The 14660-nt window shown below is 33.5% G+C and carries 10 protein-coding genes and 1 pseudogene; 7 read left to right on the top strand and 4 right to left on the bottom strand.

What is annotated here, in order from left to right; translation table 11 throughout:
• The first annotated feature begins 82 nt into the window (after positions 1–82).
• Both MTQ00_RS10700 and MTQ00_RS10695 read left to right on the top strand, forming a co-directional pair.
• Positions 83–994 carry a PIN domain-containing protein gene (locus tag MTQ00_RS10700; protein WP_273648918.1) on the top strand — a complete coding sequence of 304 codons (912 nt, stop codon included), beginning with the start codon at positions 83–85 and terminating at the stop codon, positions 992–994.
• The gene (locus tag MTQ00_RS10695) at positions 981–3920 is read left to right on the top strand and encodes a hypothetical protein (protein WP_273648917.1); all 2940 of its coding nucleotides are present in this window, start codon (positions 981–983) and stop codon (positions 3918–3920) included. Before MTQ00_RS10700 ends, MTQ00_RS10695 begins: the two co-directional genes overlap by 14 nt.
• Before the next feature lie 116 nt (positions 3921–4036).
• Here the strand turns inward: MTQ00_RS10695 and MTQ00_RS22385 are convergent.
• Positions 4037–4105 (bottom strand): annotated as a pseudogene (locus tag MTQ00_RS22385) (histone H1); the annotation flags it as partial.
• A 131-nt stretch (positions 4106–4236) separates the two neighbouring features.
• Positions 4237–4944 (bottom strand): Abi family protein, encoded by a 708-nt coding sequence (locus MTQ00_RS10685; RefSeq protein WP_273648915.1) that lies wholly within the window; start codon positions 4942–4944, stop codon positions 4237–4239.
• A 710-nt stretch (positions 4945–5654) separates the two neighbouring features.
• Between MTQ00_RS10685 and MTQ00_RS10680 the strand changes: the two genes are divergently transcribed.
• Positions 5655–5900 carry a hypothetical protein gene (locus tag MTQ00_RS10680; RefSeq protein WP_273648913.1) on the top strand — a complete coding sequence of 82 codons (246 nt, stop codon included), beginning with the start codon at positions 5655–5657 and terminating at the stop codon, positions 5898–5900.
• Positions 5901–5947: 47 nt separating this feature from the next.
• On the opposite strand, the gene MTQ00_RS10675 is transcribed toward MTQ00_RS10680, so the two are convergent.
• Positions 5948–9022, bottom strand: coding sequence for a DNA polymerase III subunit alpha (locus MTQ00_RS10675; RefSeq protein ID WP_273648911.1), 3075 nt, complete (start codon positions 9020–9022; stop codon positions 5948–5950).
• A 9-nt stretch (positions 9023–9031) separates the two neighbouring features.
• The gene (dinB, locus tag MTQ00_RS10670; protein ID WP_273648909.1) at positions 9032–10171 is read right to left on the bottom strand and encodes a DNA polymerase IV; all 1140 of its coding nucleotides are present in this window, start codon (positions 10169–10171) and stop codon (positions 9032–9034) included.
• A gap of 61 nt (positions 10172–10232) precedes the next feature.
• Here dinB and MTQ00_RS10665 point away from each other — a divergent pair, with 61 nt between their 5' ends.
• From MTQ00_RS10665 to MTQ00_RS10650, 4 genes are all read left to right on the top strand, one after another.
• On the top strand, positions 10233–11009 hold the full coding sequence (locus MTQ00_RS10665) for an XRE family transcriptional regulator (protein ID WP_273648907.1): 777 nt from the start codon (positions 10233–10235) through the stop codon (positions 11007–11009).
• A gap of 140 nt (positions 11010–11149) precedes the next feature.
• Positions 11150–11761 carry an alpha-ketoglutarate-dependent dioxygenase AlkB family protein gene (locus MTQ00_RS10660; RefSeq protein WP_273648906.1) on the top strand — a complete coding sequence of 204 codons (612 nt, stop codon included), beginning with the start codon at positions 11150–11152 and terminating at the stop codon, positions 11759–11761.
• An 814-nt stretch (positions 11762–12575) separates the two neighbouring features.
• Positions 12576–13163: a TetR/AcrR family transcriptional regulator gene (locus tag MTQ00_RS10655; protein ID WP_273648904.1), complete on the top strand. Its 588-nt coding sequence runs from the start codon at positions 12576–12578 to the stop codon at positions 13161–13163.
• A gap of 375 nt (positions 13164–13538) precedes the next feature.
• Complete coding sequence (locus MTQ00_RS10650) at positions 13539–14657, top strand: efflux RND transporter periplasmic adaptor subunit (RefSeq protein WP_273648903.1); 1119 nt, start codon at positions 13539–13541, stop codon at positions 14655–14657.
• Positions 14658–14660 lie beyond the last annotated feature (3 nt).

Raw genomic sequence — 14660 nt, 5'->3', positions numbered from 1 at the left:
TATTTTTTCGTATAATTAGAGTTAGATTTAGCTGTAAAATTATCGCGTTTTAAGTATATTTGTTAACATTTAACGTGTATTCATGATTTATCTCGCAGTTGATACTTGTGTTTGGCTGGAACTACTTAAAGTAGACTTTGCTCACGAAAATAATTTTTTCGATGAGTTACTGTTTTGGATTGAAAATGGACATATTAAATGTGTCACAACTCAAAATTTAATTAGAGAGTGGGATAGAAATAAAATTTCTAAACGAGAGGATATTATTAGAAGGTTCAAAGAAAAGCAGAAAGAAATATCTAGTGTTTTAAGTGCCACTGAAAAACTTAACAGTGTTTACCAACCTGATAAGGTGGAAGACGCCCTTAATAAGCGTATAGCTAGAGTTGACAAACTGTTTTCTACGGCTGCAATTGTAGCAAAAGAATCTGATGAAATATATCTGGATGCCGTAAAGAGAAATATCGATTGTCTTGCTCCAAACCATTCAAAGGATAGTTTCCGAGATACATTAAATATTCTAACATTAAAAAAGCATGTTATGGATAGTAATTATCCATTGTGCATTTTTACAACAATAAATCACAGTGATTTTAGCGATTTGCCAGATAAATACAAGCTCCATAGTCATCTTGTGCAGGATTTTAGGGATGGAAAGCTGGAATACGTATATTTTGATAATGCTCTGAAGACCTTCTCAGGAAAATTGTTTGATGTTAAGCTTCGACCGTTTGTTCCTTCTTTTACAGATTATCTCAAAGATGAGAAGAAAAAGGAGGAAAGCCGCATTCTTGCTGAAAGAAAAATGGAAAAGCAAATGAAAATGGATGTGGTAGATGATGATTTTATTTCAAACACGCAGCAAATTGACAGAATATTGCTATCAAAAAAAAGGACTAAATTAGACAATAATATTTTGGAATTTCTATTTGATCTGAATCCCCGTTATAAGGAGTATTTCTTAAAAAAATTAGCAGAATATGGACTGGTTTAATTATTTAAAAGAGCAAGATTTTTTCAATCCTGAAAATAATCCTTCTCCAATACAGGTCTCAGATGGATATCAAATACCCTCATGGGAAGTACTTGATTATCTAATAGCGATATCAGAAAAATTAAAGTACTCTGAAAATCTTGAATTGATTCCAGAAATTTTGGAAATCGTTAAAAATATCTCTGAACATCCAGTTGATAACTATCACACCTGGTATAAATTGATCAAAATCTTATCACTGATTCCTAATGATTATGTAACGGATGAATTTTTAGATTTTATTCCTGTGTACGTTACAAGTCGTTTTGATACATTATTACAAACTGCTGAGATTACAGATTCGCTTTTACCTAAGTTTTTAAAGGAGGATAAAAACTCCGAAGACATTGAAAAGGCAGAGCGTATAATTTCCCACCTGTTTGAAGTTAGATGTTTCGATTCCTTAGAACAGTTAGAGACGATCGCCACTTTAAGATATGGATCGCCTTTTTATCTCTATAAAATAAACCACGCCTTTCATGACGAACAGATTTTAAGTAAGATCATAAATATTTGCAGTTCTAAACCACTGTATAAATTAATTGACCAGATAAATATTTTATTAAGGGATAATGTCATTGTTGCTGAGGGAGTGACTAACGAACTGAATTATACTTTTAAGTTCTACAGGGTCTATCAGGAAATGATTTTTACATTGGAAAGATCTTCAAATGATGAAAAAGAGCTTCTTGATAGAATTGTTATTAATGACTACTTGAAGTTAGATGTAGATTGGTTTAATCATTTCTTGACCGATATCTTTACTAAGCATTCAATCGAACTGCAAATTTATAATGATTTACACGAAAAATTAAGTTTCGCATTATGGAATGATTTTTCCTCATTAGTAGGTTATGAAGGTTTTAAGGATCTTGAGCAAGACTCTCATTTCCATAATGTAACTTTAGGTGTTTTTTCTTATATACTTAGAGAGTGGTTAGTGGGATTGATTGAAGTGAATCCTGAAAGGCTGAAAGATGTTCTTAAGGACTTTATTTATAAGAATGAACTTAATCTGCCATATTTTAAAAGACTGTTACTTTATGTTGTAGCGCAAGACTGGGATAGTTTAAAATATATATTTTGGAATTTAGTAGATAAAGAAGATAATATAAATTTATTTTCTTCTTTTTCTTATAGATTAGAATTGTATTATATGCTTTCCAAAGTAAGTAAAAATCTAAATACTCAAGAACAGGAATTGATTAATAATATAATTGAAAAAGGTCCTGTCGGTAAGAGACATTACTCTTCAAGTAAAGAAGAATGGCAGCATAGATGGCTGGACGCACTTCAGGAGAATGAATTTTTTAATTCGAAATATAAAGCTCTGGAAGAGAAATATAATGTAATAAATGATTATTCGGAGGAGGGTAAATTTGTTGTTAGAGTTGGGCATATAACTCCTTTTACTAAAGAAGAGATTTTAAGTATGCAAATTGAAGATATTGTACATAATATTGAAAATTTTAGTAGTAAAGGTGGCTGGGATAATCCAACAGTTGAGGGATTTGCTGAGGTTATAAAAGAAGCAATTGAAGAAGAACCAGATAAATTTTCTAATTGTATTAATCTGTTTTTAAATGTTAAATATATCTATGTTAATGAAATATTATCTGCCTTTTCTAATGCTTGGAAAGCTAATAAATTTTTTAATTGGGAAAATGTATTAAACTTTTCTTTTAGGTATATCACAGCTCCATCATTTTTAGATCATAGTAATCAAATGAATGATGATTTTAGAGTCAATAAAGATTGGATTTATGGAGCTATTAGTATGTTGATTACTAATGGAACACAAAATGAAAGTCATAGTATTTCAAATGAGTTATTGCCAATATGCAAAGAAATACTTTTTCACATATTTCAACAATTACCAGAGTCAGATTTTAAAATCAGTGATGATACTGATTTTATTATGTACAGTTTAAATTCCACACAAGGTCAACTTATGGCCGCTCTCTTGAATTATTCATTAAAACTGGCTCGTAACAAAGGATCTGAAAACGAACTGAATAGATGGGATGATGATGTTAGAAATATTTTTGATGAATCTTTCGATAAGTTCATTGATTCATTCGTTTTAATAGGAAAGCATATTCCGCAATTCATGTATTTGGATGAAGAATGGCTACGTGAAAAATTATTATTTTTAAATAATGTAGAAGGTGTAAAATGGCTGGCATTTATGAATGGTCTTACTTTTGGAAAGCCCTTGAATATTGTATATTATAATATATTGTATCCTAGCTATCAACGAGCTGTAGATTCTAATATTAGTATTATTCGCTATAATCATGGAATTTTAAGACATCTTTTAGCATATTATTTCTGGGATTACGAAGAAAATTTTGAAAAAACGCTTCTTTATAAAATTCTTCAAAATTCAAATGTTGATATTCTTCAAAATATGATTCAACTATTAGTTAAACAGAAGGCCATTTTGAGAGATGACATTCCTAACAAAGAAATTCTGGTTCAAAAAATTCTGAAGATTTGGAGTTTAATTAATGCTTCTCTTGAATTAATTTCAAAGGATCTAAAATCATTTGATAGAATCGTTTACCTAACTGATTTTATTGAGAAGCTTACTGACGAAAATGTTGTTCTAGTTGAGCAAAATTTATTGAAATTTCATAATGATATCAATAATATTCACTTTATTGGAGCTCTATCAAATTGGATGAATAACAGCTCACCAGAATTAATAGGCAGATTAGTGAGTATAATGAATATCAAGTATGTTCATGAAAAACAACCTCTAATTGATCTTGTAACATTCTTATATGAAACTGGTCAAAACTCTGTAGGGAACCATGTTGTGAACAAGCTTACAATGGAAGGCTATGATTTTTTAAAGCCAATATATCTGCGTTTTAATCAGTAGGATTACAAAGTGTTCAAAATCAATTTTTTGGTAAAGTAATACGAAAAAAAATCCCTATAACGTAGGGATTTTTTTTCTTAAATATTTTTATTTTTAGATTCTTCAACTGAAACCTTTCAGAATTCTTTAAATAATTTTCCTAATTCCAATGCTGATTTTCTCGCTCTTTTTCCTACAGCCTTGTTTCCTTTCTCTGACTATTGATTTGTTTCAATTGAAAATGCTGTAAATTCAGCATTAATCTTTTTTACAAGTTCTTTGATAAAATTATTACTGTATATTTTAAATTGACTGTAAATATAGTTCTGAAATTTCTTTAGACCCTTCTTGCAATATTTATTTTCTTGGTAACTTGATCTATATCGGCTGTAAATTTTGTTAAATTTGGATCAATCCAATTTAGTAGCTCAATAATTGTATTGTATACATCTTCTGCATATGTAAAATCAATAGTTGTTGCATTAAAACAAATTGGTTCATGATGACTAATTCTATTCCTGAACTTTCTTATTTTTGATAGTCTGTTCAAAATATCGACTCTACTTGTTCCTGCTGGTAGATGATTAAAAATTTGTATAGGTACTCCAGAAAGTATTATGTAAAATGTTCTTTCAAATAGTTCAGTCCAAAATCCAAAATTTTGATCTGCTATTATTTTACCCGTTGTGATTGTTATTCCCCTTCTAGTAAGCTTATCTTCGGCTTTTTCTACCGATTTTTTTAGAAAATGATTGTGAACCATTCTTCTTGTTACCGGATGAATATGACTTAATCTAGGGTCCATCATAAATCCTGTTTTTTGTGTAATAATCCAGTCGGGATCGGAAAAATGGGATGATAGTTTTTCGCTTATTTTATTGCGCAAAACTACCTCTAATACACTTAGTATATTGTAGAATGACTGACTAATTTTTAAATTATGTTTGTATAGCTTAATAGCTCTTTGATTATTATTTGCTGTGGCCGCTAAGTATCGACTAATTCGGGGATAAGAGAAATGATTAGTTACAATATTGATTCGCATTAATTTATTTTATTTCATGGGTGTTGCAAATATAATTAATGTTTTGTATATTTGCAGAGTAATACTTATTAAAGCCTCTTGCTATTAGCAACGTAATTAAGTTTAAGAAAATATCGAGACATCATTTAATGATGTCTCTTTTTTATTTTAAACCATTACAATATTCAATAAATCCTTAAATAATAGATTTCTAAAATAAAAGACATTATTATCAACAAATTTTGAAAATTAGCTTATTTTTTACATTTTCTGATCTTTTATATTCAATATAAAGAAAAAACATAAATCAGCCAGATCGATTTGTGAAACAAGTTGATGAGAATATGACAGAAAGATTTATAATAGATTATTTAAATTGATAGAGAAACGTAGGAGCATAATATTCAAAATAAAATTTTAAGAACGGAAATCTTTTTTAACTTCGAGCAGGTTAATCTCTATTATAATTCATTTTGTGTTTTTACTAATGCTAATATTACGAATGACTATATTGAAGATTATCACATATGATTAATCTATGGTAATCATTTGTAGACTTTGGAAATACTTCTAGAGAATAAGTTTAAAGCAAATGAAGGTAATCCTAATTTCTTTGATTAGAATCTATATATTTTGAAGAATGGAAGTTAATTGCGTGTTTATACGGAGATAATTTTACTTCAAAATTTATAATTTAGTCTAGTAATTAATTAAAGTTAAATCTAAATATCATGAACTTAAATCAAACTATACAATGTCCTGTATGTAACGGACCTATAAACTTTAATGTCCAGGCACTAATTGCTGGTGCTAGTTTCGAATGTCGAGACTGTAAAGCAGTAATTAAAATTTCCCCATCAAGTATGAACCAAGTAAAACAAGTCTATGAAAATTTTATCAATCTGAAAGATAAAAAGGCTAAAAAAGTTGATACATTCTCAATCAGTGAATTTCTTGAAGTTGTTGATAAAGTATAGTATCCGCAGTAAGCTCTGATGGATTCTTTACATTATGAACGTTATATTTAGCTCATCTTTTTTCTCGGTAATCCAATTTCATATTCCTGTGGATAAGGGTTGCGGTGAGTCATACTAATATCCTCTCGAAGACTTTGTTCCATTTCTTTAGACTTTTCCTCATCCATAGAATATCGTGGGTCAGAAATGAGTGGCATTTTTGCCATTCTTGTTATGGTAACTGTAGGGAAATGATAATCGACTTCAACTGTTCCCAATAGAAGGTAGATACCACCTTCCTTGAAAGGAAATTTCTTCAGACTGTCCGGAAAATGAGCTGTGTCAAAATATTGACCCTCCGCATCGATCCAAGTTCCGAAGTACATATCATCCTTTTTACCGGGATGATTTTTCATTTTAATGGGAACGTGCTTTCTGGAAATCAAATAAGCCAGCATTTTTACCTTTCTTTTATGGTATTTCAGAAGGTCTTTAACTAAAACATCGCCTCTGTACTTAGTTTTTAATAAATCAAAAATAGAATAAGATACAGGAAATCCTAATATTTCAATTTCATCAAATGCATCTTCAAAAGGATTTCTTTCGATTAATGGCAACTCATAATCTTTTTGAGGTTCATCAAATAATGATACAATCCTTGTTTTGTACTGATTCTTAGAAAGCAGAAATCTTGCTTCTATCAGCAGTTCGTGCTTCTGTTTACCTGTGAATCTAAAAGCTCCGACAAAGATCAATATCTGTAAGGCTTCAACACCAATATTAACTCTTTTGACAAAATCCTCCAATGAATTATAATTACCATTTTCTTTGCGTTCTTCCGGAATAAAGAGTTTTACAGAAGCGTCCAGATTTTCTATGTGCATTAATCCCAAGTAGACATCGGTGCCGTAGACGGTTGTCTGAAACTCGCTGAGATTGACACAGGGGTTGTGGATCACAGCTCCGGCCATTTTTGCTTCGTGGACATACACTTCCTTTCTGTAAAAGCCACCGCCATTATTAATGGCGGATACCATAAATTCAATAGGGTAGTAGACCTTTAGATAAAGACTCTGATAGCTTTCAACCGCATAGGAAGCCGAATGTGCTTTGCAGAAAGAATAGCCTGCGAAGGACTCGATCTGCCTGTAGACTTCCTGGGACAATTGCTCGGGATGACCTTTTCTCTTGCACGATGCGAAAAAGTCATCCTGTAACTTTTGTAAGGCAGAAAGTGAGCGCCCTTTTCCACTCATAGCCCTTCGCAGAACATCGCCATTGGCCGCCGACACCCCGCCAAAGTGCATGGCAATTTTGATCACATCCTCCTGATAGACCATAATACCGTAAGTTTCTCCTAATTCTTTTTCAAATACTTCGTGGAAATATTCAAACTGGCCAGGGTGATTGTGCCGGAAAATATATTCCCGCATCATACCGCTTTGTGCCACTCCAGGTCGAATGATGGATGACGCAGCAACGAGTACTTTATAATTGTTACATTTTAGTCTTCTCAATAGTCCTCTCATCGCAGGTGATTCGATATAGAAGCAACCAATGGTCTTTCCGATACTCAGGTACTCATTGCATTTCTCTTCATTCTTTGAAATTCTGGTGTCCTCAATATCTATCAATATTCCTCTTTTCTCTTCGATCAGCTTGACAGCGTCTTTGATAGTTCCTAATCCTCTCTGTGATAAAATGTCAAATTTTTCGAGACCAATCTCTTCAGCAGTATGCATATCAAACTGTACGATAGGAAATTCTTTGGGCGGAAACTCCAAAGCTGAATAATTGGTAATAGGTTCTTCGGAGATCAAAATCCCGCAGGAGTGCATACTTCTTTGATTCGGAAATCCTACTAGTAGTTGTTCAAATTTGTAGATCTGCTGTACGACTGCATTCTGGTCGTGCTGCTCTTTCGGTTTTTTAGAAAGCTGTTCCAATTCATCTTCAGGAAGCCCGAACACTTTTCCAATTTCCCTGAATCTTGATTTTCTTTTGAATTCTACAATTGTTCCGCAAAAGGCAACGTGATCTTTTCCATATTTCTTAAAAATATATTCTAAGATCGTATCCCGGTTTTTCCAGCTCCAGTCGATATCAAAATCAGGTGGGCTTTTTCGATTTAAGTTTAGAAACCGTTCGAAGTATAAATCCAGTTCCAAAGGACATATATCGGTGATCCCAATACAATAGGCTATGATACTGTTAGCGCCGCTTCCTCTACCCACATGCATAAACCCCATGCTTTTGCTGTATTCGATAATATCCCAGGTAATCAAAAAATAACCACAGAAATTGAGCTGATCAATTACTGCCAGCTCTTTTTCAACTCTATTAATAGCCTGTCTGTTTTTATCAGGATATCGTCTTGTTAAACCTTCATATGCCAGTTTTGTTAATAGTTTAAAATCATTTTCCCTGCTGTCGGTATAAAACTTTTTATTTTTTGGGGTTTCGAAATCAAAATCAAAACTGCATTCATTAACAATATGTCTGGTGTTTTCAATGATTTCGGAGTAGCTTTCAAATTGGTTCTTAAGTTTACTTTTCGCAATGAAGTACTCGTTGCTTTTACAATAATCATCTTCAGTCAATTTGGTGAAAAGTGTATTTCCATCAATCGCGCGCAATACTTTATGAAGTTCATATTCCTCACTGGTTTTAAAAGTGACCGGATGTAGAATAACCATTTTATGGATTAGAGATCTCAGTTCAGATTTAATCAAAAGATTAATTTCATTCTGTTTTATCCCAATGTATTCGTGTTCTAATAATATTTCAGGAATATTCTCCAATGAATAGATCACAAAACAGTTTTCCAATTCGGGATTCGCTTTGGGAATTTCAATACCTTCACAATTATAATCGGTTAAAAGTCTGTTGACCTCTGCAATACCCTTAGGATTTTTAGCCAGGCAAATATAATACTGCTCATTTTCAACCCGAACATCAACACCTACAATTGGTTTGACGCCGTTTTCCTGACACAATTTATAAAACTGATATATTCCTGTAACAGTATTGATATCAGTCAACGCCAAAACTTTCAGTTTATAGTCCACAGCCAGCTGTACCAGATCTTCAACAGAAATAGTTCCATAGCGAAGGCTGTGATAAGTATGGCAATTAAGAAACATAAGTAGTTATTAATAATAAAGTCCGGAAGCACGTCCAATGCTTTTAGCTCCAAATCGATTTTTAAGGTTATCCATCGTCTGATATAAAGAGATCAGCTCTTCTGTATCTTCAAACAGGTTCATCTGATGGTTACCATGAACCAGTCCAGTAAACCTGACTCCCACTAAGCGAATTCTCATCCTTCGGGTATAGACTTTTTTAAACAATTCCAGCACATAGTTGAGCAGTGTATGGTCGGCTGAGGTGTAGGGCACTTTGCATTGTTTGGTTTCCGTATCAAAGTTGGCGTAGCGGATTCTTACCGAAACAGTAGAGGTCAGCCATTTTTCTTTTCTTAACTGGTAGCATAATTGTTCTACCATTCCGCTGAGAATGCTGTTGATATGCAGCACATCGATCGTGTCTTCTGTAAAAGTAGTTTCGGTTGATATTGATTTTCGTTCAGAATATTGCACTACAGGATCGTTGTCTATGCCATTGGCTTTTTTCCAAAGCTCAATTCCATTTTTTCCAATCATTTCCTGCAAAACATCTACAGGCATTTTGGAAAGCGTTTCAATCTTTCTCACGCCCAATCTGGAAAGCAGCTGAAAGGTAACATCGCCAACCATCGGAATCTTTTTGACAGACAAGGGATTCAAAAAAGGTTGGATCTCTCTCATTTTCAATTCTAATTTTCCGGGTTTGGCTTCACCGGTTCCTATTTTTGAAACCGTTTTATTTGTGGATAATGCAAAACTTATCGGTAGTCCTGTGTTTTTTAAGACAGTATCAGCAATTTCTGTGGTCCACTGATAACATCCAAAAAACTGATCCATTCCGGAGAGGTCAAGATAAAATTCATCCACACTGGCTTTTTCCATTATGGGTACTTTTTCCTGAATAATTTCCGTTACCACATGAGACATCTGGGAGTAGTATTCCATATCTCCCTTGATTACCATAGCTTCGGGACATAAACGCAGCGCCATACGGATGGGCATTGCAGAACGGACACCGAATTTGCGAGCTTCATATGAGCATGATGCCACCACACCGCGGTCTCCACCTCCTATGATTACAGGCTTTTTGTCCAGTACAGAGTCTCTCAGCCGTTCGCAGGATACAAAAAATGTATCTAGATCCATATGTGCAATTGCTCTTTCCATTTGACAAAATTAGATACTAATTGTATCATTTTTTATATATTTGCAGATACAAATTGTATCAATGTCAATTTTTTCAGAAAACATCAGGTATTTAAGAGCTCAAAAAAAAATTTCACAGCAAGAGCTGGCTGAAAAAATTTTTTTGAGCAGAGTGCGCTATTCAAAGTATGAAGATGGTCGTTCAGAGGCTCCTTACGAGGTTTTGATTAGAATTTCCGAATACTATAGTGTCAGCATTGATCTTCTGCTGACTGTAGATATTAGAAAATTTCCTATCGATGGAATTGTTGAACTTCCTGATAAGAGAATCCTTCTGCCGATTAGGGTCGATAACGAAGGTAATGATCAGATTGAGATTATTCCACAAAAAGCCTCAATGGGTTACTTGAACGGCTACGGAGATCCGGAATACATAGAAAGTCTGGAAACTATATCGTTGCCTTTCCTAAAAGGTGGTAAGTTCAGGGCATTTCCTGCTGATGGCGATTCAATGCCTCCCTATAAGAATGGTACTTACATCGTAGGGAAATATGTGGAGAATCTTTCAGAGTTGAAAACGGATAAAACTTATGTATTCATTACAACTAATGACGGTATCAGTTATAAAAGGTTTCAGTTTCACGAAGCAGATGGGATCTGGGTTAAAGCTGATAATCAATTTTATGAGCCCTATAAAATTCCCTTATCGGAAATCAAGGAAATCTGGGAATTTGCCTGCAGTATCAACACAAAGGAATATGAACCCGATGAGGTTGCAGAGCATCATATGCAAAAATTTATCACAGAGATTAAAACGGATATAAAGGAAATCAAAGTACAAATGGGTGATAGGAAATAAGTTAATTTCTACTAGAAGTCTGTGCCTTAAATTAGAAGCTTCAAAATTTAGAAACTTCCCCGAAGGAAAGTAACAAAAATGATGAAAAACTCTCTGTTAACAGAGGTCGACACATCTAAAAATAAAAAGAATCACACATTATGACTCAATTAAGCCTATTTGATCCCGAAGAGTTTTATGAATTTCCTAAAGACCTTTTGGAGTATAAAGAAAATTTTTTGATCAGGGAAGATGCTAACATTCTAAAAGATAACTTGTTACAAACGGCATCTTGGGAACAGCGTACTCAGAAAATGTATGATAAAGAAGTTTTGACACCGCGTCTTACAGCTTGGTATGGTGATGCAAAATCATATGATTCAGCCGATAATAATACGTCAAAAAGAAATGATTGGACACCCGAACTATATGCTTTAAAAGAAAGGATAGAAAAAGAATTCGGTTATCAATTCAACGGCGTTTTATTAAATCTTTATCGTGATAATAATGATTCTGTGGCGTGGCACAGAGACAAGGAGAGCAGATATGGGAAACGCCCTGTAATTGCATCCATCAGCCTTGGGCAAACCCGGAACTTTGATTTCAGAAAAAAAGACCATCACCAAAGCAAATACAGTCTTCCGCTTCCTCATGGATCATTGCTCATTATGAAAGGTGACCTACAAGAAAACTGGGAACATAGGATCGCTAAATCAACTATTCCAATGAAGGAGCGTATCAACCTGACGTTTAGATTGATTAATATAGCCTAAAAATAATACACCAATGCGAAATATAATGTAATATGAGCAACGATATATAAAACTCCAAAGGAAAGTTTGGAAATTCAGCTTATTGATGAGCAAATTAAGAATGCTCTTTCTGAGATTATGAGCCTCTTTTTCATTTATATATCCTCACTTTCTATACAATTTACAAAGAAAATCTGCATAAAAAGATGGTATTTCACTTTTTTTACTTCATCAGCTACATATTCGACGTTATAATCAAGTTTGACGATTTCACTGTGAATTCTATTATGATCCATAGAGATGATACAATACGTCGCTTTCCTGTCTTCTTCTCTGCTTCTATAACTTCATTCGGCCAAGGCGCAAAATCAACCAAATCACCTAGACAGAAAATTTTTATCGATCTGCTAAAAGTAGTCCATCTGAATTTCGGGCTAGTAGCAGGTTAACAAAATAAACATTTCATAATTATTAATCATTTTTTGACATTTTGTCAAGCTTATCAGCATGACTTTTAAATTTCAAATCTGTTTTTTCCAAATTTAGTCCACTGATGCTTCTATTGTAAGGAATTTATGCTTGATTATTGTTTAATAAAATTCTCTCAAATAAGCCCAAAATTAAGTAAATTTATCGTTCAGCGCTATTCTTCTGCTGATTTACGTTAACGGTCAAGATCTGCCTAAGCATAATTTTTTCCTGTCAAAATAAAACAATGAATAATTGAAATTTAATTTGATTGTCTTCTTTACATATGCATAAATTTTATTTTTTTATAATTTTTGTTTTAATATCAAAAAAACATACCTTTGCAACATACTAATCGGTATGTTTTATGACAAAAGCAGAAATTACAAGATCTAATATTCTAAGAAGCGCCTTGAATCTGATATACAAAAAAGGGTATCAAGCCACTAGTATTGACGACATTTTACGAGTAACTCAGGTTACCAAAGGTGCGTTTTATTATCACTTTCGTAATAAGCAAGAAATGGGTATGGCATTAATTAGTGAAACTATAAATGATCAGATTCTGCCGTTTATACTAAATTCATTGTCTAAAAGTACCGATTTCAGGAAGAACATGTACGATACGATGCATGGACTATTGTTAGACCATTCCTTCATGACAGCTGAAAACGGATGCCCAAATGTGAACTTAATTCAGGAAATGGCACCTTTGTCTGAAGCCTTTAGAAAGGCTTTGTTAGTATCATTAAACAAATGGAGTAAAGCAATTGAAAATGAAATAATAAGATGCCAGTTGGCAGGTCAGTTTAGCTCAGATCATGAAGCCAAAAAAATTGCACTCAACATCCTAACTCAATATCATGGCGTAAGGAATATGGGTAAAATATTGGGAAAAAAATATTACTACACATTTTTAAAAGAATTTAAGACTTACATAAATTCTCTAAATTAAACTGATTAAAATGTTATCAATTGTACATGTTATTTTGACATCCTTATCTCTTTTAATTTATAATCTGCAAACTAAAAGCATTTTTTTTAATTAAAAACATACTAATTAGTATGTTTTTATGAGGCTTGTGTTTAAAACATACCGGTTGGTACTTTTATAATTTCCTTTTATGAACAAAATAATTTTTTACAACAATTACTTATTTAAAATGATAAATAATAGATCAGGAGAAGATCTTTTGCAAAAAAGTATACATGTAAAAATCAGAATTATTAATCTCCTTATAAATGAGAAATCCAATTTTAGACTATTAAACATTTATACAATTTCAAATATTTTAATAAAAATTTCATGAAAAAAACTGTAATAGGTGGCATGTTCGCCATCGCTGTATTGCTGGGTTGTAAATCCGGTGATGACAAAACAGAGTCAGCCAACATACCCTCGGTTCCTGTCGCAACCGTTAATCCAGGCAATGCAATGGTCTATCTTGAATATCCTGCCAAAATGGAGGGACAAACTGATGTTGAATTACGAGCTCAAGTGTCTGGAATTCTCGAAAAAATCTATATCACGGAGGGATCTTACGTAAAAAAAGGAACACCTCTGTTTCAAATTGATCAAAGACCTTTCACAGAAGATTCCAATTTTGCTCAAGGTGAGTTGCTTGTTGCAAAGGCAGATCTCATGACAGCAAAGTTGGAAGTCGATAAACTTACACCTTTGGTTCAAAACAAAGTTGTTTCACCATATCAGTTAAAGACTGCTCAAGCATCCTATCAAGCATCAATTGCAAGACTCAAACAGGCGAAAGCAAAGGCGGGCAATGCTAAAATAACACTTGGTTTTGCTACTATTAAGGCGCCGGTTAGTGGCTTCATAGGTAGATTGTTTAAAAAGACGGGGAGTATTATTTCTCCTTCTGATGTACAGCCTTTATCATATTTATCCGATAACAGAGAGATTCACGCCTATTTTTCCATATCTGAATCAGATTTTGTAACCTTTAAGGACGGACTCCAGGGGGCATCAATTGCAGAAAAAATAAAAAATGCTCCTGCTGTGAGTATCATTCTTTCAGGAGGACAGGTATATCCTCAGGCCGGTAAACTGGATATGGTCGATGCTGTTTTTGACAAAACAACAGGAGCAATAACCTTACGTGCAACATTTCCCAACGAGCAAGGTTTACTGCGTTCCGGAAATTCAGGGCGAATAAAATTGGGCCTGCAGCAATCGAACGTTATCGGAATTCCACAATCCGCAACTTTTGAAATGCAGGATAAACTATTCGCTTTTGTGGTCGATCGAAATAACAAAGTCCGACAGGTAGCCTTAACCATATCAGGAACGTCGGACACAACCTACTATATATCTGAAGGACTAAAAGCAGGTGATCAACTCGTGTTAAAAGGGATGGAGTCTCTAAAAGAAGGCATTGTGGTGAAACCTGAAAAGTCGACAGAAAAAATAGCTAAAATAAATATCAACTAAAGA

The sequence above is a fragment of the Chryseobacterium sp. B21-037 genome, from assembly GCF_028570785.1.
Lineage (GTDB): Bacteria > Bacteroidota > Bacteroidia > Flavobacteriales > Weeksellaceae > Chryseobacterium > Chryseobacterium proteolyticum.
This window is presented reverse-complemented; position numbering and strand designations above follow the sequence as displayed.